General features: G+C 65.2%; 26 protein-coding genes. 9 read left to right on the top strand and 17 right to left on the bottom strand.

The genetic code is table 11. The features are described from left to right. The first annotated feature begins 144 nt into the window (after positions 1-144). Together J1M87_RS08170 and J1M87_RS08165 are read left to right on the top strand one after the other, a co-directional pair. Positions 145-1,401 (top strand): Hsp70 family protein, encoded by a 1,257-nt coding sequence (locus J1M87_RS08170; RefSeq protein ID WP_206489042.1) that lies wholly within the window; start codon positions 145-147, stop codon positions 1,399-1,401. A 47-nt stretch (positions 1,402-1,448) separates the two neighbouring features. Continuing rightward, positions 1,449-2,318, top strand: a complete 870-nt coding sequence (locus J1M87_RS08165; RefSeq protein WP_206489041.1) for a 1,4-dihydroxy-2-naphthoate polyprenyltransferase — start codon at positions 1,449-1,451, stop codon at positions 2,316-2,318. On the opposite strand, the gene J1M87_RS08160 is transcribed toward J1M87_RS08165, so the two are convergent. The 5 genes from J1M87_RS08160 to J1M87_RS08140 form a co-directional block, all read right to left on the bottom strand. After that, complete coding sequence (locus J1M87_RS08160) at positions 2,315-2,695, bottom strand: phage holin family protein (protein ID WP_206489040.1); 381 nt, start codon at positions 2,693-2,695, stop codon at positions 2,315-2,317. The genes J1M87_RS08165 and J1M87_RS08160 overlap by 4 nt on opposite strands. A 33-nt stretch (positions 2,696-2,728) precedes the next feature. Beyond that, positions 2,729-3,229, bottom strand: coding sequence for a Clp protease N-terminal domain-containing protein (locus J1M87_RS08155; protein WP_206489039.1), 501 nt, complete (start codon positions 3,227-3,229; stop codon positions 2,729-2,731). Positions 3,230-3,235: 6 nt separating this feature from the next. Beyond that, positions 3,236-3,451, bottom strand: a complete 216-nt coding sequence (locus tag J1M87_RS08150; RefSeq protein ID WP_206489038.1) for a helix-turn-helix domain-containing protein — start codon at positions 3,449-3,451, stop codon at positions 3,236-3,238. A gap of 98 nt (positions 3,452-3,549) precedes the next feature. Next, a complete protein-coding gene (locus tag J1M87_RS08145; protein WP_206489037.1) occupies positions 3,550-3,891 on the bottom strand; it encodes a nitroreductase/quinone reductase family protein in 342 nt (113 codons plus the stop codon). Positions 3,892-3,943: 52 nt separating this feature from the next. Continuing rightward, the gene (locus J1M87_RS08140) at positions 3,944-4,444 is read right to left on the bottom strand and encodes a MarR family winged helix-turn-helix transcriptional regulator (RefSeq protein WP_206489036.1); all 501 of its coding nucleotides are present in this window, start codon (positions 4,442-4,444) and stop codon (positions 3,944-3,946) included. A gap of 76 nt (positions 4,445-4,520) precedes the next feature. On the opposite strand from J1M87_RS08140, the gene J1M87_RS08135 reads away from it, so the two are divergent. The 4 genes from J1M87_RS08135 (at position 4,521) to J1M87_RS08120 (ending at position 9,649) form a co-directional block, all read left to right on the top strand. Next, positions 4,521-5,429 carry an NAD(P)/FAD-dependent oxidoreductase gene (locus tag J1M87_RS08135; protein WP_206489035.1) on the top strand — a complete coding sequence of 303 codons (909 nt, stop codon included), beginning with the start codon at positions 4,521-4,523 and terminating at the stop codon, positions 5,427-5,429. Between the two features lie 99 nt (positions 5,430-5,528). Next, the gene (locus tag J1M87_RS08130; protein ID WP_206489034.1) at positions 5,529-6,848 is read left to right on the top strand and encodes an HNH endonuclease signature motif containing protein; all 1,320 of its coding nucleotides are present in this window, start codon (positions 5,529-5,531) and stop codon (positions 6,846-6,848) included. Positions 6,849-6,872: 24 nt separating this feature from the next. Further along, on the top strand, positions 6,873-9,332 hold the full coding sequence (gene pepN / locus J1M87_RS08125; protein ID WP_206489033.1) for an aminopeptidase N: 2,460 nt from the start codon (positions 6,873-6,875) through the stop codon (positions 9,330-9,332). Between the two features lie 5 nt (positions 9,333-9,337). Then, complete coding sequence (locus J1M87_RS08120) at positions 9,338-9,649, top strand: hypothetical protein (protein ID WP_206489032.1); 312 nt, start codon at positions 9,338-9,340, stop codon at positions 9,647-9,649. Between the two features lie 4 nt (positions 9,650-9,653). On the opposite strand, the gene J1M87_RS08115 is transcribed toward J1M87_RS08120, so the two are convergent. Next, on the bottom strand, positions 9,654-10,736 hold the full coding sequence (locus tag J1M87_RS08115) for a PLP-dependent cysteine synthase family protein (RefSeq protein WP_206489031.1): 1,083 nt from the start codon (positions 10,734-10,736) through the stop codon (positions 9,654-9,656). Next, complete coding sequence (locus tag J1M87_RS08110) at positions 10,733-11,086, bottom strand: DUF4229 domain-containing protein (protein WP_374222368.1); 354 nt, start codon at positions 11,084-11,086, stop codon at positions 10,733-10,735. Before J1M87_RS08110 ends, J1M87_RS08115 begins: the two co-directional genes overlap by 4 nt. 199 nt (positions 11,087-11,285) lie before the next feature. Here J1M87_RS08110 and J1M87_RS08105 point away from each other — a divergent pair, with 199 nt between their 5' ends. Both J1M87_RS08105 and J1M87_RS08100 read left to right on the top strand, forming a co-directional pair. Further along, positions 11,286-11,501, top strand: a complete 216-nt coding sequence (locus J1M87_RS08105; protein ID WP_037187021.1) for a BldC family transcriptional regulator — start codon at positions 11,286-11,288, stop codon at positions 11,499-11,501. Between the two features lie 136 nt (positions 11,502-11,637). Beyond that, positions 11,638-11,838 carry a hypothetical protein gene (locus J1M87_RS08100; protein ID WP_206489030.1) on the top strand — a complete coding sequence of 67 codons (201 nt, stop codon included), beginning with the start codon at positions 11,638-11,640 and terminating at the stop codon, positions 11,836-11,838. A gap of 15 nt (positions 11,839-11,853) precedes the next feature. Here the strand turns inward: J1M87_RS08100 and J1M87_RS08095 are convergent, their stop codons facing one another. From J1M87_RS08095 to hemL, 7 genes are all read right to left on the bottom strand, one after another. Beyond that, positions 11,854-13,074 carry a MinD/ParA family protein gene (locus J1M87_RS08095; protein ID WP_307830765.1) on the bottom strand — a complete coding sequence of 407 codons (1,221 nt, stop codon included), beginning with the start codon at positions 13,072-13,074 and terminating at the stop codon, positions 11,854-11,856. 933 nt (positions 13,075-14,007) lie between these two features. Next, positions 14,008-14,973, bottom strand: coding sequence for a c-type cytochrome biogenesis protein CcsB (ccsB, locus tag J1M87_RS08090; protein ID WP_206489029.1), 966 nt, complete (start codon positions 14,971-14,973; stop codon positions 14,008-14,010). A 3-nt stretch (positions 14,974-14,976) separates the two neighbouring features. Beyond that, a complete protein-coding gene (locus J1M87_RS08085; protein ID WP_206489028.1) occupies positions 14,977-16,596 on the bottom strand; it encodes a cytochrome c biogenesis protein ResB in 1,620 nt (539 codons plus the stop codon). Beyond that, the gene (locus J1M87_RS08080) at positions 16,593-17,414 is read right to left on the bottom strand and encodes a cytochrome c biogenesis CcdA family protein (protein ID WP_206489107.1); all 822 of its coding nucleotides are present in this window, start codon (positions 17,412-17,414) and stop codon (positions 16,593-16,595) included. Before J1M87_RS08080 ends, J1M87_RS08085 begins: the two co-directional genes overlap by 4 nt. An 8-nt stretch (positions 17,415-17,422) precedes the next feature. After that, the gene (locus J1M87_RS08075) at positions 17,423-18,022 is read right to left on the bottom strand and encodes a TlpA disulfide reductase family protein (RefSeq protein WP_206489027.1); all 600 of its coding nucleotides are present in this window, start codon (positions 18,020-18,022) and stop codon (positions 17,423-17,425) included. Beyond that, positions 18,015-18,677 carry a histidine phosphatase family protein gene (locus J1M87_RS08070; RefSeq protein WP_206489026.1) on the bottom strand — a complete coding sequence of 221 codons (663 nt, stop codon included), beginning with the start codon at positions 18,675-18,677 and terminating at the stop codon, positions 18,015-18,017. The genes J1M87_RS08075 and J1M87_RS08070 overlap by 8 nt, the downstream gene beginning before the upstream one ends. A 53-nt stretch (positions 18,678-18,730) precedes the next feature. Further along, positions 18,731-20,050, bottom strand: a complete 1,320-nt coding sequence (hemL, locus tag J1M87_RS08065; RefSeq protein ID WP_206489025.1) for a glutamate-1-semialdehyde 2,1-aminomutase — start codon at positions 20,048-20,050, stop codon at positions 18,731-18,733. A gap of 115 nt (positions 20,051-20,165) precedes the next feature. Here hemL and J1M87_RS08060 point away from each other — a divergent pair, with 115 nt between their 5' ends. Next, complete coding sequence (locus tag J1M87_RS08060; RefSeq protein WP_206489024.1) at positions 20,166-20,684, top strand: pyridoxamine 5'-phosphate oxidase family protein; 519 nt, start codon at positions 20,166-20,168, stop codon at positions 20,682-20,684. 12 nt (positions 20,685-20,696) lie between these two features. On the opposite strand, the gene J1M87_RS08055 is transcribed toward J1M87_RS08060, so the two are convergent. From J1M87_RS08055 to J1M87_RS08045, 3 genes are read right to left on the bottom strand one after another with little or no spacing between them, the layout of a single operon-like run. Next, positions 20,697-21,266: a hypothetical protein gene (locus J1M87_RS08055; protein WP_206489023.1), complete on the bottom strand. Its 570-nt coding sequence runs from the start codon at positions 21,264-21,266 to the stop codon at positions 20,697-20,699. A 44-nt stretch (positions 21,267-21,310) separates the two neighbouring features. Further along, positions 21,311-22,009 carry a dethiobiotin synthase gene (gene bioD / locus J1M87_RS08050; RefSeq protein WP_206489022.1) on the bottom strand — a complete coding sequence of 233 codons (699 nt, stop codon included), beginning with the start codon at positions 22,007-22,009 and terminating at the stop codon, positions 21,311-21,313. Continuing rightward, positions 22,006-23,151 carry an 8-amino-7-oxononanoate synthase gene (locus tag J1M87_RS08045; RefSeq protein WP_206489021.1) on the bottom strand — a complete coding sequence of 382 codons (1,146 nt, stop codon included), beginning with the start codon at positions 23,149-23,151 and terminating at the stop codon, positions 22,006-22,008. The genes bioD and J1M87_RS08045 overlap by 4 nt, the downstream gene beginning before the upstream one ends. Positions 23,152-23,160: the final 9 nt, after the last annotated feature.

Raw genomic sequence — 23,160 nt, 5'->3', positions numbered from 1 at the left:
GGTGTCGGTACCATCGACTCGACCTCCAGATTGTTTTGAGCGCCTAACCAAACCAGGAGACGGTAGAGTGTTGACGTCGCCCATTCGAGGGTGCGTTCTCCCGATCCGAAGACCGTGACCGACGTAGGAGAGGCCGGATAAGCGATGCGTTCGTCCGAGGGTGTGTCTCTGGGCACATGCGGCATCCGCACTGCGCGGACCACCGAGGACGGCGCATGGACCGACGGCACCCCGTTCGACGACTGGCAACTCGCGCCCTCCGCTCAGGACGTGGCACGCGTCGTCCGCGGCATCGTCGACCGGCCCGACCCACCGCAGTCACTGGGCGTCGCCTATCGAACTCCCACCGAACGCACCGAGATCGAGCTCGCCCTGTCCGAGGAATACGTCTCCGACGTACACCTGATCGACCACACCGGTGCCGCACTCGAGTACGTCCGCCCCGGACTGCCGTCGCATCACCGAACGATCGCACTGTTCGACGCGGGTGCCACCGGCGTCGACATTCGCATCGTGGACGTCGAATCCGGACGCTCCTACGGTTCCATCCGAACCACCGCCATGAGCGGAAACTCCTTCGATTCCGTGGTCCGCGACCACATCCTCGGCCTCGGCATCGTGCGGCCACCGCAGTCCGCCGACGAGGAGAACGCTCTGACGGCGTTCTGTCGCGGAATCAAGGAAGCCTTGTCCTCGCACCAGACCACGAGCACTCCCGACGGCGAGCACGTCCTGCTCGAGCGGCACATATTCGAGCTGTCCATCGCCCGCGCAACCGAACAGGCCGCCGCCGCGGTACGGCAACTCGGCCTCGAAGCCGAGTTCTATCCCGACGCCGTCGTCGCCATCGGCGGGACGGCCAACATCCCGCTGGTCAAGGCCACCTTGGAGCGATTTCTGCAGTTACCGGTCATCGTCCCGGATCGGCCCGAACTGGTGATCGCCGGCGGTGCCGCCGTCTACGCCACCCGCGTCGACGCGGCCCACGTGCCTGCCCTCGCCTCGCACCGACCGGCGCTGACCCGGCTGGCGATGATCGCGCTACCGATCGCGGGTGTCATCGCCGCCGTCGGGGTGTTCACCGCACTCGGGAGCAGCGACGAAAGTCAGCCACTGAGCACGCCCGCCAGCGTCGGTGAGACGGTTCCGCAGACCAGCGCGCCTACCGCTACCAGCACCGCCACGACGACTACCTCGTCACCGACTCCCGACATCCCGCCGCCGCCCCCGACGACGACTGCACCGCCTGCACCGGCAAAGAACCCCGCACCGTATGTGCAGCCCAAGCCGCGTTATTACCCGCCCGCACCGCCGCCTGCACCGACGGTGCCGCTGCCACAGATTCCGGGCGTCCAGATGCCTGTCATTCCACTGCCGGTATTGCCGCGACTGCCGTTCTGACCGGCCGCGTTCTCGCCCGGCGCGCGGATACGGAAAGATCGTCGCTCATGGCCACCACTGCGCAATGGATCGAAGGTGCGCGACCGCGCACACTCCCGAACGCGATCGCCCCCGTCCTCGTCGGCACCGGCGCGGCCGTGTCGCTGAACGCCGGGGTGTGGTGGAAGGCACTGCTCGCATTGATCGTGTCGCTGGCCCTGATCATCGGCGTCAATTTCGCCAACGACTACTCCGACGGAATCCGCGGCACCGACGACGATCGCGTCGGTCCTCTACGACTGGTCGGCTCGAAAGCCGCCTCCGCAGGCGCAGTCAAGACGGCAGCCATAGGTTGCTTCGCGGTCGGCGGTCTGGCGGGGTTGGTGCTGGCCGCGACCAGCGCCTGGTGGCTGGTCATCGTGGGAGTGGTTTGCATTGCCGGTGCGTGGTACTACACCGGCGGTTCGAAGCCGTACGGCTACAGCGGATTCGGCGAGGTGGCGGTCTTCGTGTTCTTCGGACTCGTCGCTGTCCTCGGCACTCAGTTCGTGCAAGCCGAGCAGATCGACTGGGCCGGCGTGTTGGCGGCAGTGGCCGTCGGATCGTTCTCGAGCGCCGTCCTGGTGGCCAACAACCTCCGCGATATCCCCACCGACACAGAGTCCGGAAAGCTGACGCTCGCAGTTCGATTGGGCGATACTCGCACTCGATACCTCCACCTCGCACTGCTGGTGGTGCCCTTCGCGATGACCGTAGTCCTGATCGCTCGAACCCCTTGGGCACTGGTGGGTCTCCTGGCACTCCCCCTTGCCGCCCGCGCGAACTCCCCGGTCCGCAAGGGCGCTCACGGATTCGATTTGATTCCTGCACTGCGTGATTCAGGCCTGGCGATGCTCATTTGGGGCGCTAGCACGGGCGTCGCGTTGGCGTTCGCCTAACGCCTCTCGGGGACGAATGCACCCAACAGGAAATTCACGATCGAGATGATGATTGCGCCCCAGAACGCGGCGGCGAAGCCCACGATCTCGAGACCATAGCCGGTCTGCGACGACAACCAACCCGTCAGCAGCAACATCAACGCGTTGATCACGAGGGTGAACAGTCCGAGAGTCAGAATCAGCAACGGCAGCGACAACAGCTTCACCACCGGCTTGATGAACGCGTTCACGATCGTCAGCACGGCCGCGATACCGAGCAGCACCACGATGTCCCACCCGTCGCCGCGACCGGAACTGGTGACGGTGATTCCGTCGACGAACTCCTTCGCTACCCATATGGCAACAGCGTTGATCACGAGCCGAATCAGAAAGTTCATGGCGCCCATCGTAGGGTTCGAAGCGTTGGGCGGCTACGGCGTCCGAACGAGCAGGACCGTCGACCGCAGATCATCGAGCGAACACCGCAGCTGCACCAATTCGGTGAACCACGGATCGGCTCCTCGAACCAAACCGAGAAGAATATGCTCGACGCCTATCTCGCGGTCGCGTCGTTCCGCGGCCTCCTTCAAGGAGTGCTTCAGGACTTCCTTGGCCGAGGGCGCGAACGGGATGTGCTTCGAGCCGTCCGGCTGCGCGTCGTCGAGCGCTCCCGGACCGACTGTCGACTCGACGGCGTCCAGGTCGATCCCGAGTGAACGCAGTGCACGCGCGTCACGGGTCTGCGCGTCTGCGAATACCCCATCGGCGGTGAATCCAGCCTCTTCGAGCGCCTTTCTCAGCGGTTCGTCGACGGTGGACAGCGCCCCCAGGAAAAGGTGAGTGGGCTCGATACGCGGTGAGTGCAGTGCCCGCGCTTGCCCCTGGGCAGCCAGGACGACTGCTCTGGCGGACGTGGTGAATCGCTCGAACATGATTGCCTACCTTCCTTTTCCGCCGTGCTTCTTGTGGACGGCCTGCCTGCTGACTCCCAGCGAATCGGCTATTGCCTGCCAGGACCATCCCTGATTTCTGGCACTGCGAACCTGAACGGCCTCGAGCCGCTCCAGCAATCGACGGAGGGCCGCTACCGCACGCAGCCCCTCCCCCGGATCGGGACTGGCGGCTGCGGCAGCGAGTGCAGTGGCTTCGGTCATGACGTCAATTTAGGTTGACAACTCTTGCTTGTCAACCCTAGTTGACGGGCGTCGCCACATCGACTGCCCGCCGAGACGCTCTCACGCCCAGGAGCGCTTCATCGATCCAACGCCACGTCGACGAACACTCGCCCACGATCATCACGTGTCGACGTGGCGACGCCGGCGTAATGAACACCACCGAGTTCGACGTCGACCCGGCTGGCCTCGGTCGAGAAGTTGCGCCACCAGGTCTTCTTGTCCGGCATGGCCACAGCGATCTTCAGATGATCACCGCGATGCCTGATTGCCAACGGCAGTGTGATCTTCCGGCCCGACTTCCGGCCGGTGTAGGTCAGGATGCCCATCGAACGCCCGAGCAACCGCTCCAGCACCGGCAGTTTCATGACCGCCATCACCACCGTGTTGACCGCTGCCGCAGATCTCTGAAATGTATTCACTGCCCGCCTCCGGATTCGCGCATGCCCCCTACAACCGAGAGTAGCTGCGGGTTCACCGCAACGACAGACCGCTGTCCATCGACGCAGCGAGGACCTCCAAGGCCTTCAGAACGGCCCCACGCTGCGCACCCAGAGCATCGAACAGCCGACCGTGAGCTGCCAGTTCGAGGGGAAACACCTCGTCCACAACGCGTTCACCTTCATCGGTCAACGTGATGGACGCAGACCGTCGATCCTCGGCGCTGGGCACTCGCTCGACAAAACCACGCCGTTCGAGTTTCCCGAGAGCCTTGCTCACGCCGGCACGGGACATCCCCAGCATCTCGGCCAGCCGCGCCGCCGTCACAGGTTCTACCGCGAAGCGCAGCGGCACCATCAATTCCACCTCGGACACGGTGACGTCGGCCGCGTCGTAGATCGGTTCGACCGCCATGTCGAGCAGCGCGACGATGCGCTTGATCTGTGCCACCACCTGCATCGGCGACGTGTCCAGTTCGGGATTGCGCTCGGCCCACCGTGCACAGGTCAGTTCACGTAGAGATGAGTCGGCCATCGTCACCACCAATATTGTTAACCAGTTGACAGTTCTGCTACGTTCACAGCCTAGTCCACCGACACCGGGAGTCCTCTTGACCTACGACACAGTGGTGATCGGCGGCGGCCCCGCCGGACTCAGTGCCGCAACACTATTGGCTCGTGCCCGTCGACGCGTGATCGTCGTCGACGCCGAGGAACCACGCAATGCTCCTGCCGACCACGTGCACAACTTTCTCTCACGCGACGGTTCCGCACCAGCGGAATTGCGTGAGGCCGGACGCCGGGAAGTCCTCCGATACGGCGGAGAGATTCTGCAGGGCAATGTAATTCGCATCGACGACGCGTTCTCGGTGCACCTCCGAGATGGATCTCGTCTCGACGCCCGATCGGCGTTGGTGGCCACCGGCCTCCGCGACGAGCTGCCCGACATCCCCGGTGTCCTCGAGCAGTGGGGTTCCGGAGTGGTGCATTGCCCGTACTGCCACGGCTACGAAGTGCGAGATCAGCCCATTGCCGTCGTCGGCGGATCCAACCGACCGTTCTCGGTCCACCAGGCCGCACTGATCCGTCAATGGTCGAAGGACGTCATCTTCTTCACCAACGGCATCGAGCTGACACGAGACGAGCGGGCCCGATTCGACGCGAGGTCCGTGCGCGTCGTCGACGCACCGGTTACCCGGGTCGTGCTGCACGACGGCAGCGTGACCGGCATCGAGCTTGCCGGCGGCACAGTCGTTCCCCGAACGGTGGTATTCGTCGGTCCGACGTTCGTCCCGAACGACAGCCTGCTCATCGGGCTCGGCTGCGCTCGCCTCGAGAACGGATGGGTGGCAACCGACCCCACGGGTTGCACCAGTGTGGACGGCCTGTGGGCAGCGGGAAACGTCTCGGACTCACCCGCGCAAGTGATCAATTCGGCGGCAGCAGGCTCGAAAGCCGCGATCGCCATCAATCACTACCTCCTCGAGCTCGACGTGAACCTCGCCGCCAGCGCGTCCTGAGGGCATTTCGTCAGCACCGACGAATGTGTCGGAGCTCTGGTTTACTCTGGCCGCAACGAGATCGAATACGTGTTCGATCTCCGGTCGCTGGGGGGTGACATGGGGCTACGAAAATCGGCATGGACGACGGACGATCATGCTGCGCTCGCCTGCGTACTGGGCGCGCGCCGGACGATCAACGCTGCTGTTGCTTCGGAACTGAATCTCTCGGACGAATACGTCCGGAATCGAACGGCGTGCGCAGCACCGTGGGACACCGGGGTGACCGAGAAAGATCTGTACAACTCGGCGATCTGCGAACTGGCGGCGGCCCTGTCGTCCACCTTTGCCGCCGTGCACAACAAGCTGCAGATGTGGCGTCAACTTCGCCCGCTCGTACGTCAGGAATTCATCGCCGGCTCCCTCGACCTGGAGCGAGTCAGAACAATTCACGATCATCTGCTTCACGCCCGGCCGGAGACGGTGATCGCCCTGGAGGCCGAGATCGTCAAGGCCGCCAGGGAGATGGCTCCGGGGACCTTGGGTCGCGAGATCGACCGACTCCTCATCGAGGCCGACGCCGACTGGGACCGCGCGGTGCGCACACGGACCGCGCGCACCGAGAAGCGAATCCGCCTTCGGCGACGAGCCCGGGGGCTGTCGAGTGTGACCGCTTTGATGACCGACGGTGAAGCCGACGAACAGCTCTCCCGGATCGATGTCGAGGTCGCACGCCTGCACCCCGAGGATCCGCGTTCGGACGACCAACGGCGCGGCGACGCCCAGACCGCACTGATGCGCGGCGAGCCACTGCTGTGCGAGTGCCTCACGTGCCAGGTCTCTCGCGATGATGCTGACGATGCGACGGATCCGCAGGCCCCCGATGCCGATGAACCGGCGTCGAAGACTGCATCGTCCTCGACATCGGCAGAATTGCCCTCGGCATCGACAGAACCGGGAAAGACGCACCCCGCGCCGGGAGTTACTGCCGAGCTCGCACCACCCGACCCGTCGCGAAGATCACGACCAGGAGGGGGCACGCTGATCGAGCGTTGGCGTGCCCTCGTCCGGGGCGATCCCCTCGGCACCCACGCTCTGTACCCAGACGGCCACGGCGGCATGAAACGGCCGCCGCCAGGGGCACTGACCTACACGCCCAGTCGGGCACTCGCGGCGCAGGTGCGCGCCGCGCATCCGTATTGCCTCCACCCTGGATGCAACGTGCCCTCGGAACGGTGCGATCTCGACCATATCGTCGAATTCGACCAACGGAATCCGGAGCGAGGCGGCTGGACGATCTTCACGAACGTCGGCCCGCGCTGTCGACTCCACCACAATCTCAAGACGCGCAAGCTCTGGCGCACCGAACTGCTCCCGGAAGGAGTTCTGCACATCGTCGATCCACTCGGAAATCACTACTTCACCGCGCCGACTCTGTGAAACACGATCGCATAGGGTTGGTTGGTGAGCACCGCGAACCTGACCCGGACCGAAACTCGCAGGCGTTCGCGCCACATCGACGCAGTGAGCTATCGCGTCCATCTGGACCTTCTGCATGCCGAAAACATCGGCGTCGACACCTTCGAAACCGTGACGACGATCGAATTCGACGCGACCACCGCCGCGACGTGGGTCGATTTCATCGGCGCCGCCGTCGACGAGGTCACCGTCAACGGTGCCGACTCACCGGTCGACTACGACGGTGCGCGGATTCAGCTGTTAGGGCTCAGCGAGCACAACGTGGTGCGGATTCGAGCGCGCGGGCGATACAGCCGATCGGGTGAAGGACTGCACCGCTTCGTCGATCCAGTGGACAACAACGTCTATCTGTACACCCAGTACGAGCCCGCCGACGCGCGGCGGGTGTTCGCGAACTTCGAGCAACCCGACCTGAAAGCTCCGTTCACGTTGACCGTCGCAGCACCGGCGGGGTGGACCGTGCTCTCGAACCGCGAAGGAGTCACCGACAACACCGTCACCACGTTCGCGCCGACTCTGCCGATCTCGACCTACATCACCGCGGTCGCAGCGGGCCCGTACCACCGCGTCGAATCATCTTGGACGCGAGACGAACTCACCGTCCCGCTAGCAGCGCTGTGCCGGGCCTCGCTCGCCGAGCACTTCGACGCCGAGGACATCTTCGACATCACGAAGCGGGGCCTGGACTTCTTTCACGACAAGTTCGACTATCCGTACCCGTTCGGAAAGTACGACCAGATTTTCGTCCCCGAGTACAACCTCGGTGCGATGGAGAACCCAGGCCTGGTCACCTTCACCGAATCGTATGTGTTCCGCTCGGCGGCAACCGAAGCCCAGTACGAGGCTCGGGCAAACACGATCCTGCACGAGATGGCGCACATGTGGTTCGGCGACCTCGTCACGATGCAGTGGTGGGACGATCTGTGGCTCAAGGAGTCCTTTGCCGACTACATGGGCGCCTACGCGTCGGCCGAGGCCACTCGATTCACCGATGCCTGGGTCAGTTTCGCCAACCGCCGAAAAGCGTGGGCCTATTTGCAGGATCAGCTTCCCACGACCCACCCCATCGTCGCCGACATCACCGATCTCGAGGCCGCGAAGCTCAACTTCGACGGCATCACCTATGCCAAAGGCGCGAGCGTGCTCAAGCAACTCGGAGCATTCGTCGGTGCCGACGCGTTCTTCGCTGCCTCTCGCAACTACTTTCGAACCCATGCTTTCGGAAACACGACTCTGACGGACCTGCTCGGTGAGATGTCGGCCGCCAGCGGGCGCGATCTCGACACCTGGGCGGCTGCATGGCTACAGACCAGCGGAGTCTCCACACTGAGGTTCACCGGCGATGCCATCGAGCAGACGCCTCCGCGCCCCCACCGTGTCGCCGTCGGCCTCTACGATCTGGACGAGTCGGGAAATCTGACCAGAACCCACCGCCACGAGCTCGACATCACCGAAGCCCGAACTCCCGTGGAGTTTCCTGCTGCCGCACTGGTTCTGCTCAACGACGACGATCTGACATACGCCAAGATCCGATTCGACGAACGCTCCACCGCCACCGTGCGAGCCTACCTCGACCGCATGGTGGACCCCCTCGCACGGGGACTGGTGTGGTCAGCGCTGTGGAATTCCACCCGCGATGCCGAGCTCTCGGCACTCGAATACCTCGACATTGCAACCAGATTCGCGCCCACTGAGCCCAAGATCGGCCTTCTGTCCGCTGTCACCGCCAACGCGACGTACGCGGTGGAGCACTATCTACCCGAGGAGCGAAGGCACGAACCCACCCGCCAGTGGCTCGTGGAGGCAGGGAATCAGCTGCGCGCCGCGGAAGCAGGAAGCGACGCGCAGCTGGTATGGGCGCGTGCGGTCGCATCAGCTGCCCAGCTGGACGACGTGCTTGCCGCCGATGTGCGCGCGCTGCTCGACGGGTCCCTCACCATCGACGGCCTCCGTCTCGATCCTGATCAGCGTTGGGCTTTCTGGTTGGCCCTCGCCGCCACCGGACACGCCACCGCAGCCGAGCTCGATGCCGAACTGGCCTCGGACGACACCTCTTCGGGACGAACTGCACACACCGCAGCGTCGGCGGCAATACCGGACGCGGAGGTGAAGGCACGAGCGTGGACTGCCATCACCGAGCGCGAGGACGTGTCGAACGATGTCCTCGATGCCCTGATCACCGGATTCCGAGCGGGGCACCGACCGGACCTGACCGAGCCGTACGACGACGCGTATTTCCGCTCCATCTCCTCCTTGTGGGCCTCGCGCAGCATCGAGATCGCGAGGCGAATCGTCGTCCGACTGTTTCCACAGCAGCCGTCGACGGACGCGGCGGATGCATGGCTCGCCGAGCACGAATGGGCCCCGGCTGCTCTACGGCGCTTGGTGATCGAACAGAGAGACCATCTAGCCCGGAGTCTGCGGGTTCAGGCGCGACTAGAATGACGTCCATGCCCAACCACGGTGCTCGACGCTCGATTGCTACATCCGCTCTGGCTGCCGGTGGCTTGCTGGGCGGCTTCGCCGTTGCCCGGCAGTCCCACAATCGTCAGCTCGGCGGAGCCGTATTGGCGGCCGTCGGCGTGGCATGCACGGCGCAGTGGCAGAAGTCCTCGGGCACGGCGCGCGCCGGCGTACTCCTCGGGACTTACCTCGTGGCGTTCGGTGCCTCGCATCCGTTGGCGAAGAAAATCGGTGCGTGGCCGGCCGTCGGTGCCGTCGCCGCTGCAACTGCGGCGGCGTCGTTGATCGTGAGCAGCTAGTCGGTCAGAGCGTCCCGGTACGAATGAACCGTTCGAGAGCGTCGGTCGGTTCGCCGAGATCCATGCCTTGACTCGCGACCCAGGCGTCGTCGAAGTAGGTCTGGGAGTACCGATCTCCGCCGTCGCACAACAGCGTCACGACGCTTCCGGTGCGGCCCGCGGCGATCATTTCCGATATCAATCCGAAGGCACCCCAGATGTTGGTACCTGTCGATCCGCCCACCCGCTTTCCGAGTGCCTCCGAAGTGAACCTGGCGGCGGCAACCGACGCTGCGTCGGGCACTGCGATCATGCGATCGATCACCTGCCCGACGAACGACGGTTCGACGCGTGGTCTGCCGATTCCTTCGATGCGGGATGGCAAGCCGGTCTCGAACGTGGCATCCCCGGTTTCGTAACCGCCTGTGAACGCCGAGTTCTCCGGGTCCACCACAGCGAGTTGCGTTGCATGCCTGCGGTATCGGATGTACCGGCCGATGGTGGCGCTGGTTCCCCCGGTCCCTGCTCCGACCACCACCCAGTCGGGGATGGGGCATTCCTCGAGCCGAAGCTGGTCGAAGATGGACTCGGCGATGTTGTTGTTTCCGCGCCAGTCGGTGGCCCGCTCGGCGTGGGTGAACTGATCCATGTAGTGGCAATCCGGTTCGGCCGCGAGCCGATGGGCTTCGGTGTACATCTCGCCGGGCCGGTCGACGAAGTGGCACCTACCGCCGTGCGACTCGATGAGAGCGACCTTGGCTGTGCTGGTGCTTCGCGGCATCACTGCGACGAATTCGAGGCCGAGCAGTCCGGCGAAGTACGCCTCGCTCACGGCGGTGGAGCCAGACGACGCTTCGATCACCGTCGTGTGCTCGGTGACCCAGCCGTTGCAGATTGCGTAGAGGAACAGCGACCGAGCCAGTCGATGCTTCAGGCTGCCCGTGATGTGGGTGGACTCGTCCTTGAGGTACAGCGAGATCCCCCAGGCCGCGGGGAGCGGGTACCGCAGCAAGTGAGTGTCGGCACTGCGCTGGGAGTCGGCTTCGATCAGCCGCACGGCGTTGTCGACCCAGGCCCGCGATCCCGAGTGGTCGATCGATCTGGTCATTTTCTGCCGTCTTCACCACGCAGCTTCGACTGCAGGTCCGCGCGCGCGGCTCGCCTGTCCTCGTCGACTGCAGCGATGGACTCGTTGACGCGGATACGCATTTTCTTGAACAGGAGCAGCGACAGTGGAAGCGAGATCAGCACGGCGAAGATTGCGGCTACGAGGACCGGAACCTCGACGCCGAACAGTAAACCGATGCCCACGATTGCCAGCGCGATCACGATGACGAGCGCGAGCCGGGCGAAGGTGTACGCGGCCAGGTTCACGGCGAGCGACTTTTTCGGCGACCTACCGTTCACGGTGTTTCCGCTGGTCGGTTCGCTGTTATCGGCATTCGTCGCTTCACTCACGGATCCCAGGTTACCGGGCTCGTCGATCGTTCCGACCCACCCCTGGGGTGACCGATTTGTCCATTACCTCCCCTTTACCAACCTTGTATCAGTCGAGTACCTAGGGGTTCGGGTGCAACCATGGGTTCCAGAACACAGCAGACCGATATCTCCGGTTCGACGCGAATGCACCGAACCGCATCGTAGGAGGACACGACAGATGAGCGCACCAACATTTCACAAAGCTCAGGACTCACTTCTCACGCCGGGTCAGGTAGCCGCGCTTTTCCACGTCGACCCCAAGACCGTGACCCGCTGGGCACACGCCGGACGCCTCGGATCTCTCCGCACCCCTGGCGGCCACCGCCGGTTCCGCGAAACCGAGGTCATGCAACTGCTGACGTCTCTGACGACCGAAGCCGGCGCACACCACTGAGATCGGATATCCCGACAACTGAAACCCTTGCGGCATCCGCACCCAACGAACTCATCGCACATTCTCAGGAATCTGCGATGCTCGACGGGTGCGGAGGCTGCTCTATCGCGGCTACCCTCGTACAAGGAGGTGAGTCGTGATCTATCTATTGGCGTTGATCGGCTTGGTGGCAGTGGTGGTGCTGTTCTGGAAGGCTTTCGGACCCGGCACAGGGGCCGAGCCTCCACGAACCGTCGGACCCGATGACGATCCGGAATTTCTGTGGCGAATCAATCGGGAAGCTCGCCGCGGAGGAAAAGACGGAACCACGGAGGCGGGCACCGAACCGACCGAGTAGAAGCTTTCGAGGTTCTCAACTGCGGCGAGAAGCGGTGGGCGAGTCCGGGAAACCGGCCGCTACCGCTGCCGCAACCTCGAGCAGTGCCTTACGCGTGCGTCCACGAAGGCGATCCAGTTCGATCTCTGCCCCCTCCTCGAGATGTGGGTCGAACGGAATCGTCCGTACGTGTGCACATCTCTGTTCGAAATGCTCGACCACCTTCTCCAGATCGACTTTCCCTGCCCTGGGTCGAACTCCGTTGACGACGGCAACCGATCCGGCCACCAAGTCCCGGTAGCCGTGCGCGTCGAGCCAGTCGAGCGTGGCCGATGCGCTGCGTGCTCCATCCACCGACGCTGAACTGACGACCACGAGCGTGTCAGCGCCTTCGAGAATGCTCTCCATGGCCGAGTGCATCAATCCGGTGCCGCAATCTGTGATGACGATGCTGTAGAACTTCTCGAGCAGTTCGACCGCGCGCTCGTAGTCCTCACCACTGAACGCTTCCGATGCTGCCGGGTCCGCATCGGACGCCAGCACCTCGAGCCGATTGGCGTTCTGGGAGGTGTATGCCCGAACGTCGCTGTACCGCGTCAGAGACGCTATGTCGTGCAACAAATTTCGCACCGTTGCCGAGGTCTCCGAGGGAACCTTCTGTCCCAATGTCCCGCGGTCGGGGTTCGCGTCGATAGCGATCACTCGATCACCCCGAATCTCGGCGAACGTCGACCCAAGCGTCGCCGTCGTCGTCGTCTTGCCGACGCCACCCTTCAACGACAGCACCGCGACGCGGTAGCACCCCACAAGAGTCCGATCGACCTGCGCAGTCAACTCGAGGCGGCGCTGCTGGGCTGCACTGTTGCCGACGTCGATACGGCCGCCGGACATTACGTACAGAGCCCGACGCCACCCGGCCACCGGTGCCGCACTCGCCGATCTCACAAGCAACGAATTACCTAGATCGTTCGCCGACACCGGATGCGAAGGCGCTGCTCGATCGTCGAATCGACCGAGGTGGTCTACCGCTCCCGGTGGCGGCAGAACCTGGGCACCTGTCGGGGCGAGCTGCGGTTGTGGGGGTTGAGGCCATGGACCGGACTGAGGAATCCACTGGTTGTGAGGTGCTATCTGGTTCTGCACCGCCATCTGGCTGTGCGGTGCCATCTGGCTGTGCGGTGCCATCTGGTTGTGAGGTGCCATCTGGTTCTGTGGTGCCATCTGGTTCTGCACCGCCATCTGGTTCTGCACTGCCATCTGGTTCTGAGGTGCCCAGTGATTCTGGGGTCCGATCGGCCCGTGCGGCCCACCTTGGATCTGCGGATGACTGTCGTTCGGCGGCCCCATCTGGGCCTGTGGCGCGCCGTTGTTCGTCGGGGCTGTGGGCCGGTTCGGTACTGGTCCGGATGAGACCGGCGGCTGGTGGACCTGGCTGGGTGGCGGTGGACCAGGCGGCGGAACGGCGGAATCCTTCTGCGCCGGAGCGGGCTTCTCGGGAGACGCTGCGGGAGTGGTCGGCGTTTCGGCAGGCGTGGCGGGTGACGTACTTTTCGCCGACTCCCCCGCCTCGGTCGGTATGGCGGCGGCGGGGGCGGATTCTGCCTCCCCCACACCTTGGGCGGTTCCGGGTGTGTCGCCGCCATCGGTCGACTCGGATGCCGTGGCGGGCGCGACTGCGGATTGTGCTGGACGTGACGCAGGAATCGGCGTCGATGGCACCGGGGTCCGCGTGGTCTCGGGTGGCGTCCGGGGCGGGGTTGCGCTGCTTTCCGGCGGCATTGTGATGGGCGTCGAGCGAAATGGCTCACGTTGCGGCGCTGGTTTCGCGTCGGGTGTGGCTGTGGTCGAGCCGGTGGTGACTGCTGCGTCACGCCCGGGCGCATCTTCTTCCGGTAGGTCCTCGTCCAATGGCCGGACGGGTTGCCATTTGTTTTCGTGCCGATCGGCCATGACCGATTCCCCCCACTCCAGATCCGGGCTCGGATGTCTCCCCCATCGAGCCGGATCGGACGCTACCAGCTGAGGGGCAGGAGTGGAGCCTGCGGAACGACCCGACAGTGCAGGAGTGGAGCCTGCGGAACGACCCGAAGATGCAGGAGTGGAGCCTGCGGAACGACCCGAATATGCAGGAGTGGAGCCTGCGGAACGACCCGAAGATGCAGGAGTGGAGCCCCGCAGTCTGCGCCGGGACTAGTTCAGGCCGGCGTAGCTGTGCAGTCCCGAGACCACCATGTTGATGATGAAGAGGTTGAACAGCATGGCGGTGAATCCGGCGATGTTGATCCACGCGGCGCGGGTGTTGCGCCATCCGGAGGTGGCGCGGGCGTGCAGGTAGGCGGCGTAGATGATCCAGGCGATGAACGACATCGTTTCTTTGGGGTCCCAGCCCCAGAAGCGTCCCCATGCGGCTTCGGCCCAGATCGCGCCGAGGATGACGCCGGCTCCGAAGAGCGGGAAGGCGACGATGGTCGTCTTGTAGGCGAGTCGGTCGAGGGCTTGGGCGTCGGGCAGTTTGGAGGCGAATTTGCCCCAGAACCCGAGGCTTTCCTCGCCGAGTGGCTGCTTGATGCGTAGCAGGAACAGCAGGGAGGCGACGCCGGAGACCAGCAGGATGCCGCTGCCGACGCTGACGATGGTGACGTGGATGGGCAGCCAGTAGGAGCGCAGTGCCGGGACGACCGGGGCGGCGTCGGCGTAGAGCTTGGTGGCGGCGAAGAACATCAGCACGAGGATCGGTGCGAGGACGAACACGAGCATCGGGCGCATGGTTTTCTTGCGCAGTGCGATCACCGAGGTGAGGGTTGCTGCTGCGGTGGCCATGGTGACGAACTCGTACATGTTGCCGAGCGGGAATCGGTGGGTGGCGAAGCCGCGGAGGACGACGGCGGCGATGTGCAGCGCGAGGGCGGGCGCGAGGAGTGCGAAGCCCATGCCGGCGAGGCGATCGGAGAGCGGGCGTTTGGGGGTCTCCACCACCAGTCCCGGGCGGGTCTGTTCGACGGGGGCTCCGGCACCGACGAGTTCTTTCGCCTGTACGGCCGTGGCTTTGGCTGAGGCGTACTGGGCGATGAGGAGGACGAAGGCGAGCACGTAGATGGTGAACGCGGATTCGAACGACCAGTCGCTGTACTGCGAGAGGGTCTCGTTGATCGGCATCGGTCAGTTCTCCTGTTTCGAGGTGTCGCCGAGCAGGCGGGTGCACAGGCGGTCGAACTCTTCGCCCCACCCCGCCTGATCGGTGCGTGCAAGTCCGCCGAGGTCTACTACAGTACGTCGTGACTGCTCGTCGGCGATGAGCCGGACCCAGATTCTGCGACGCTTGATCACCAGTGAGACGAGCAGTCCGCCCATCATCGTCAGTGCGAAGACGAGCACCCAGGTTTGGGCGGGGTCGTGCGAGACCTGGAGGTTGACGAATTCTTTCGCTCCATCGAACGTGACGATAGTTCCATCGCTCAGCGTCGAGGATTCTCCCGGCATCAGGTTGACGCGGTCCTGTTTGACGAGGCGTCCCTGGGCGATCATTTCCTGATCGAGCGAGAAGATCGATTGCGGGAGTCCGGTGTCGAGTCCGGTGTCGCCCTTGTAGATGTCGATGGCGACGGCGGGGTCGTTCATGGCCGGGAAGCTCGACGACAGCAGGCTGCCGTGGAACGACGCCGTCGGAGCGAACAGCCCTTCGATGGCGATCTGGTTCTTCCGCCGGTCCAGGGGGTCGGGGTAGAGGCCGCCGGGTGGGTCGACGCGTAGCACTCCGCTGGAGAGGAAGGTCGTGGCGTCGGTCGGTTGCCATTGGATGGTGTCGGTGCGGGTTTCACCGTCCGGGAACGTGACGGTGAAGGTCGGTGCGTAGCCGTGGCCTTGGAGGTAGACGCGGTCGCCTGCCACGCGCAGTGGATGGTTGACCTGGAGTTGGTCGTCGCGCCAGATGTTGTCGGTCAGGTCGTCACCGGCTTGGTAGGCGATGTTGGAGGTGAACATCTCGGCCTGGCCGTTGTCGAGGTAGTCGGCTCGGAAGTCTTTGACGCGCAGGCACAGTGGTTCGAGGTCGGTGCCGTCGACGAGGTTGCCTGCCCTGAACGAGTCGTAGTTGGCAGGCGTGGAGGTGCAGAATCCGGGGCCGTCGTCGGCGATGACGATGCGGTTGCCCTCGTATCCGAGCAGTTTGCCCATGGCGATCGCGGCGAGCAGGCCGACGAGCGAGAGGTGGAAGACGAGGTTGCCGAGTTCACGGACGTAGCCCTTCTCGGCCGAGAGCGTCACCGCTCCGCCGTCCTCGGTTCGCTGGGCGACGCGCCAGCCTCGCAGCTGGGCGCGTACCTGCGCTGCGATCTCCTCCGGCGTTCCCTCGACGTCGTAGCGGCTGTGGTGTGGCAGCCGGGAGAGGTTGCGGGGTGCGCGAACGGGTTTGGTGCGCAGTTGCTTCGCGTGCTCGATGCAGCGCGGCAGGATGCAGCCGATCAGCGAGATGAACAGCAGCGCGTAGATCGCGGTGAACCAGAAGCTGCCGAACACGTCGAACAGTTCGAGCCTGTCCATGATGGGGCCGAGGGTCGGGCGGTCCGCGATGTACTGGTCGACCTTGCCCGCGTTGAGGCTGCGCTGCGGCACGAGGGCACCGGGCACGGCAGCGAACGCCAGCAGGAACAGCAGCACCAGGGCGGTGCGCATACTGGTCAGACCGCGCCAGGTGTTGCGGACCAGGGCAACTACCTTGCCCAGCGTCGACTGCTTGCTGGGCGGCGAGGCCTCGGTGCGCTCTTCGGTGTCGGCGGTCATATCGGCAACACCACGTCGGAGACGAAGGCGTCGCGAATCCACCCGACGAACTGATCCCAGGCACCGGTGACCAGTGCAATTCCAACTGCTATCAACATGATTCCGCCGAACACCTGTATCTGTCGTGCATGTGTACGTAGCCAGCCGACGCCTCGGAGTGCGCTGACCGAACCGAACGCGAGAATCACGAACGGCAGGCCGAGGCCGAGGCAGTAGGCCACGATGAGGGTGACGCCGCGAGCCGCTGTCGCGCCGTCGGTTCCTGCGGCCAACGAGATGACGCCCGCGAGAGTGGGTCCAAGGCATGGGGTCCACCCGAGTGCGAACACGCCGCCGAGCAGCGGCGCTCCGGCCAGTGAGCCGACCTGCTTCGGTTCGAATCGCACGTCGCGCTGCAGGGCTGGGATCAGTCCGACGAACACCAGGCCCATGGCGATGGTGACGACACCGCCGATCCGCATGAGCAGTTCTCGATTGATCGACAGAACGGAGATGGCACCGAAGACGGACGCGGTCGCGAGGACGAACACCACGGTGAATCCGAGGACGAACAGGGCGGCGGCTCCGGCCACTCGTAGTCGTCCGCTGCGTACCTTCGTCTTCACCGCGGCCTCGCCTGCGGTGACCGCGGGGGCGTCGGCTCCGACGACTCCGGCGAGGTAGGACAGGTATCCCGGAACCAGCGGAACGACGCATGGTGACGCGAAGGAGACGAGCCCGGCCAGGACGCAGGCTCCGAGGGCCAGGATCAGCGGACCCGAGGCCGCGGCTTCCTGGAAACTCGCGCCGACCCCGGCAAGGTGGACCGTTTCCTGCATTGCCACAGTCACTGTTGCACGGGCTCCTCGGCGGCTATCCGTTCGACGACGGGCTGCAGGTCCTCGGCGAGCAGTTCGCGCAGGAACACTGCGGCGACGCGGTGCTGCCGGTCGAGCACGATGGTCGTCGGAATGACGGAGGTGGGCACGCCGCCGAGTGCATTGAGGGTGCGCATCGGCGGGTCGTAGATGGAGGCGTAGCTGACGTTGTTGCTGATGACGAAGTCCTGGGCGGCGGTCTTCGATTCGTCACGCACGTTGATACCGAGGAATTCGACGCCCTGGTCTTTGGTGGCCTCGTAGACCTTTTCGAGATCGTCGGCTTCCCCGCGGCACGGTCCGCACCACTGTCCCCAGACGTTGAGTACGACGACGTCACCGTCGTAGTCCGACAGTGCTGTCGTCTTGTTCTCCGTCATCAGGTCGGGGCCGGAGAGTTCGCCGAGCGCACCGCGGTCCGATGGCGGGTCGTAGAAGATGTCGGTTTTGCCGCCCGGTGAGACGAACTGGAAAGTTCCTCCCTGTGCCACTGCGTCGGTGCCGGTACTGCATCCGGCTACGAGGGCGACCGCGGCTACCGCGGCGATCGCGAGTACGAACCTACGCACCGGTGATCCTCGGGTCGGACGATCCGGCAGGCTCGGAGTAGACGAGGTCGACGAGCTGGTCGCCCTCGTAGACCAGCGATGTCAGTGACGCCAGGCCGCATTGCCGGTGGCGTGGGTCGTGCCAGAGCCGGTCTCCCTGCAGGAAGCGGCGCAGTGTCCATACCGGGAGTTGGTGGCTGACACAGACTGCTTCGTGCCCGACGGCCTCGACGCGGGCCGCGTTGACGGCGGCGAGCATGCGGTGCGCGATCTGCAGGTACGGCTCGCCCCAGGACGGTGTGAACGGGTCGCGCAGCTTCCACCAGTGCCGTGGCCGACGCAGTGCGCCGTCGCCCACGGCCACGCGCAGTCCTTCGAACTCGTTGCCTGCCTCGATGAGGTTGTCGTCCTCGGCGATTTTCAGGCCGTGTGCTGCGGCAATGGGCCCGGCAGTTTCTTGGGCGCGCAGCAGCGGCGAGGCCACGACGTGAGTGATGTCGTGGTCGGCCAGCGCATCCGCCACCGACTTCGCCTGCGCCTGGCCGGTCACCGACAGTTTGAAGCCCGGCAGCCGTCCGTAGAGGATGCCCTTGGGGTTGTGCACCTCACCGTGCCGGAGAACGTGCACGATGGTGCGCGTCGTCGAGTGCGGATGTGTTGCGGGGGCCTCGGTCACGGCGGGGTCCTGTTTCTCGGTAGTGGGGTGGTGGTGTCAGTTCTGCGGAGCTGTCACAGCGGGGCCGTGGCAGCTGCCGCAGCCTTCGCGGCGGCCGGGGCCGCGTCGGCGATGATCTCGAAGGCGCGGTCGTCGAGTGCGGCGGAGACGAACCAGGCCTCGAATGCGCTGGGTGGTGGGTAGACGCCGCGCGAGAGGAAGGCGTGGAAGAACGCCGGGTATCGCCAGGTCTGCGCGGCTTTGGCCTGCGCGTAGTCGGTGACGGGCTCATCGGCGAAGAACACACTGACCATAGTGCCCGCGAACTGCACCCGATGGGTGACGCCTTCGGCGGTGAGGGCGTCACCGAGCAGCGATCCGAGCAGCTGCGAATTCTTCTGCAGCTTCTCGTAGACCGAGGCGTCGGCCAGTTGCAGGCTCGTCAGACCGGCGGCGACTGCAACCGGATTGCCACTCAGTGTCCCTGCTTGGTACACGGGCCCCGCCGGTGCGAGATACGCCATCACATCCGCTCGACCACCGAATGCCGCGGCGGGCAGCCCACCGGACATGACCTTGCCGAAGGTGTACAGGTCGCCGGCAACGCCGTCGATGCCGTACCAACCGGCCGCGCTGACGCGGAATCCGGTCATCACCTCGTCCATGATCAGTAGCGCGCCGTGCTCGGTCGCCAGGCGGCGCAGCCCCTCGTTGAAGCCGGTGACGGGCGCGATGGCGCCCATGTTTCCTGCTGCGGCTTCGGTGATGATGCAGGCGATCTCGCCGGGGTTGGCCTCGAACGCTGCGGAGACGGCGTCGAGGTCGTTGTAAGGAACGACGATGGTGTCCGACGCTTGTGCGCCGGTGACTCCGGGGGATGTCGGGAGTCCGAAGGTGGCCAGCCCCGAGCCTGCGTCGGCCAGTAGCGCGTCGACATGGCCGTGGTAGCAGCCGGAGAATTTGACGATCTTGGTGCGGCCGGTGAACCCACGAGCCAGCCGTACTGCGCTCATGGTTGCCTCTGTGCCCGAATTCACAAGGCGAACCTGGTCGACGGGGCCGACTCGCCGGACGATTTCCTCGGCGAGTTCGATTTCTCGTTCGGTGGGTGCGCCGAACGACAGACCGGTCGCGGCGGCTTTCTGGACGGCCTCGACTATGGCTGGGTGGGCGTGGCCGTGGATCATCGGACCCCAGGACGAGATGAGGTCGACGTAGGAGTTTCCGTCGGCGTCGGTCATCGTGTATCCGCTGGCCTGTGCGATGAAGCGCGGGGTGCCGCCGACCGACGCGAAGGCCCGCACCGGCGAGTTCACACCACCGGGAATCACCGCACTTGCACGGGCGAACAGTTGGGCCGATTCGGGGGCGTCGTCGCCGAGGGAGACAGTCACGACTTCCAGTGTCCCAGGTTCCTCGAAATCACCAACTACAGGGCGTAATAATTGTCGGCTACCCGGATTCGAGACGTTGACGATTGAACGATTCGGACCGGGGTAATTCGTCTCGATGACAAACACAGACGGAAACACCGATGGCGTCACCAAGGTCGCCGAACTCATGTCCGAAGCCGGACTCTGCATGTTCACCACGGTCGGACGCGACGGCCACTTGATCTCGCGACCGATGGCACTGCAGGAAGCCGAGTTCGACGGCGACCTGTGGTTCTTCGCCGCTCACGACTCCCGCAAGGTCGGCGACATCGCGGCGAACCCGGCGGTCAACGTCTCGTTCCAGTCGGGTTCGGGCTGGGTGTCGCTGTCCGGCACGGCCGCCGTGGTCGAGAACACCGCCAAAGCGGAGGAACTGTGGAACAGCCGAGCGGCCGCGTGGTTCGAGAAGAATCCCGATTCCCGGGAGGTGGCCTTGATCCACGTGGCCGCCGAAGGCGCGGAGTACTGGTCGACCCCCGGCTCCAAGGTGTCCACTCTGTTGGCTTATGCCAAGGCCAAGATCACCGACCAGCGCCCGGATCTGGGCGACAACGGCGTCGTCGAACTCGAACTACCCCACAGCACGACGCGCTAGCGGCCTGCGGCGCTAGATCTTCTCGTTCCGGTGTGCCGTCGGGGGCACGTCCGGGTCACCGTTCACGGCCGGGTCTTCTACCTGGTTCCGATCGTCGCTCGCGTACCGGTCAGGGCTTCCAACCCGATCGGTACCGTCCACCCCGTCAGCGGTTCCAGCCCGGTGCCTGCTCGATTCTCTTTCGAGATTTGCGTCGTGGTCAGCACTCGACGTCCGGTCAGCACTCGACGTCCGGCCGACCTTCACATCCGGATCGATCTCGTTCGCGCGCTCGAACTGCGAGTTCACTTCGTCGCGTGATGCCGCGGCGACTCCCTGGTGCGACTGGGCCTGCTGTGCCAGCTTCTCGGCCTCGGCCGCTTTGACGTCCGCCTCGGCTTGCGCGCGACGTGCTCTGGCCTCGCTTTCGCGGGCCTGCAGTTCCCGCTCCTGCGCAACGATCTCCTGATCGGCCGCTTGTTCGCGAAGGTCGTTGGCTTCGACTCTCTTTCGCTCTTTGCCCTGGCGCGAAACCACGACGACGACGGCAAGAACGACTGCAACGACGACTACCGCGACGATGATCCATACGGTGGTGCTCATGATTGCTACTCCCGACTGTTTCGAATGCCGAGGTGGGCATACGTCTACGTCGGGTACCCGGGTAACGAACCGGTAAACTCACCGAACTTCGCGTTCGCGAGGGCGTCGAACTCGGCAGGCTCGAGCGCACCTGCTCCTTCCGGTAGGCACGCGATCAGCTCCAGTCCTGTCACGAGCGGTAGTTCGTCGAGGTTGACCAGCGCGGCCAGATCCGGGTCGGCGGGCCACGAACCGATCACCAGACCCGCGCATTCGACGCCGGCTGCCCGCACTGCTGCGACGGTGAGCGCACTGTGATTGAGCGTCCCCAACTCGGCCGAGGCCACGATGAGCACCGACGCCCCGACGCCACGGGCGATGTCGAGCACGGTGAAGCCATCGGCACCGAGACGCACCGCGACCCCGCCCGCGCCTTCGACCAACACGAGGTCGTGGGCCGCGTCGAGCACCCGTACCGCGTCGAGGACGCCGTCGAGTTCGAGCATCGGTCGCCCCGATCGCCGAGCGGCGACATCGGGTGCGAGCGGCTCGGGGAATCGGGCCAACTCGATTCCGCGCACTCCCGACAGTCGCTGCACCACCTCGATATCCGATTCGTCGAGACCTCCGTCGGCGATGCCGGTCTGCGCCGGCTTGCACACCGCTACCGTCAGTCCGTCGGCGCGGGCGGTCGCCGCCAGCGCAGCGGTCACCACCGTCTTCCCGACGCCGGTCGACGTTCCGGTCACCATCAGCACAGTCATCGCAGCGTTGCCGTTGCCGTTGCCGTTGCCAACACCTCCGCGAGAACGACAGCGGCGCGATCGATCTCGGAATCGGTGAGATCGGCCCGTGCGGTCAGGCGCAGCCGAGATGCATTCGACGGAACGGACGGTGGCCGGAAGCATCCGACTCGAACGCCGAGGTCCAGACAGTGGCCGGCCGCGCGGACAGCTGTTTCGGCGTCGCCCAGGATCACCGGGACCACGGCCGATGTCGTCGGCGCCACTCCCGCCGCGGTGGCCAGTTGCGCTGACCGTCTGCCGATCGCACCCACGCGGTCGGGTTCGGCACGCAGGACTTCGAGCGCAGCCGAGGCTGCGCCCACCGACGCCGGAGCAAGGCCGGTGTCGAACACGAAGGTGCGGGCCCGGTGCAGCACGTGCTCACGCACCGATATCGGGCCGAGGACGATACCGCCCTGGGATCCGAGAGCCTTGGACAAGGTCGCGGTGATCACCAGGTCGGGAGCACCGGCCAACCCGGCTTCGTGTACGGCCCCGCGACCGCCGTGTCCACGAACGCCGAGGCCGTGCGCTTCGTCGACCACGAGCACTGCGCCCCGACGTCGACATACGGCGTAGAGCGCGGCCAGCGGCGCGAGATCGCCGTCTGCGCTGAACACCGAGTCGGTGACCACCAGAGCCCGCGCCTCGACCCGCTCACGCAACAGTTGGTCGACGTGCTCGCTGTCGCAGTGCCGCGCGACGGCCACTCGCGCCCGAGAGAGGCGACAGGCGTCGATCAAGGATGCGTGCGAGGCGGCATCGGAGATCACCAACGCGCCTCGGCCCGCCAGTGCGGTCACGACGCCGAGGTTGGCGGCGTATCCGGAGGAGAAGATCAGCCCGGACTCGGCCCCGACGAACTCGGCGAGATCCACCTCGAGGGCCTCGTGCGCGGTGGTCGTGCCGGTGACCAGACGCGATCCGGTGGATCCGCCGCCCCACCGACGCACGGCAGCGCAGGCCCCGTCGACAACGGCCGGGTGCCGACAGAGCCCGAGGTAATCGTTCGATGCCAGGTCGAGAACCGTTTCCTGTGCGGTGCGGGCGAGGACGACGCGTTCGAGGCCTGCCTCGCGTCGGGCGTGGGCATCGGCGTCGAGCCAACCGAGTGCGGTCATTCCAGCACC

Origin of the sequence: Rhodococcus sp. KRD162 (genome assembly GCF_017168335.1) — a bacterium.
In the GTDB taxonomy this organism is placed as follows: domain Bacteria; phylum Actinomycetota; class Actinomycetes; order Mycobacteriales; family Mycobacteriaceae; genus Rhodococcoides.
The sequence above is the reverse complement of the archived record's forward strand: the minus strand, read 5'-3'. Positions and strand labels throughout refer to the sequence as shown.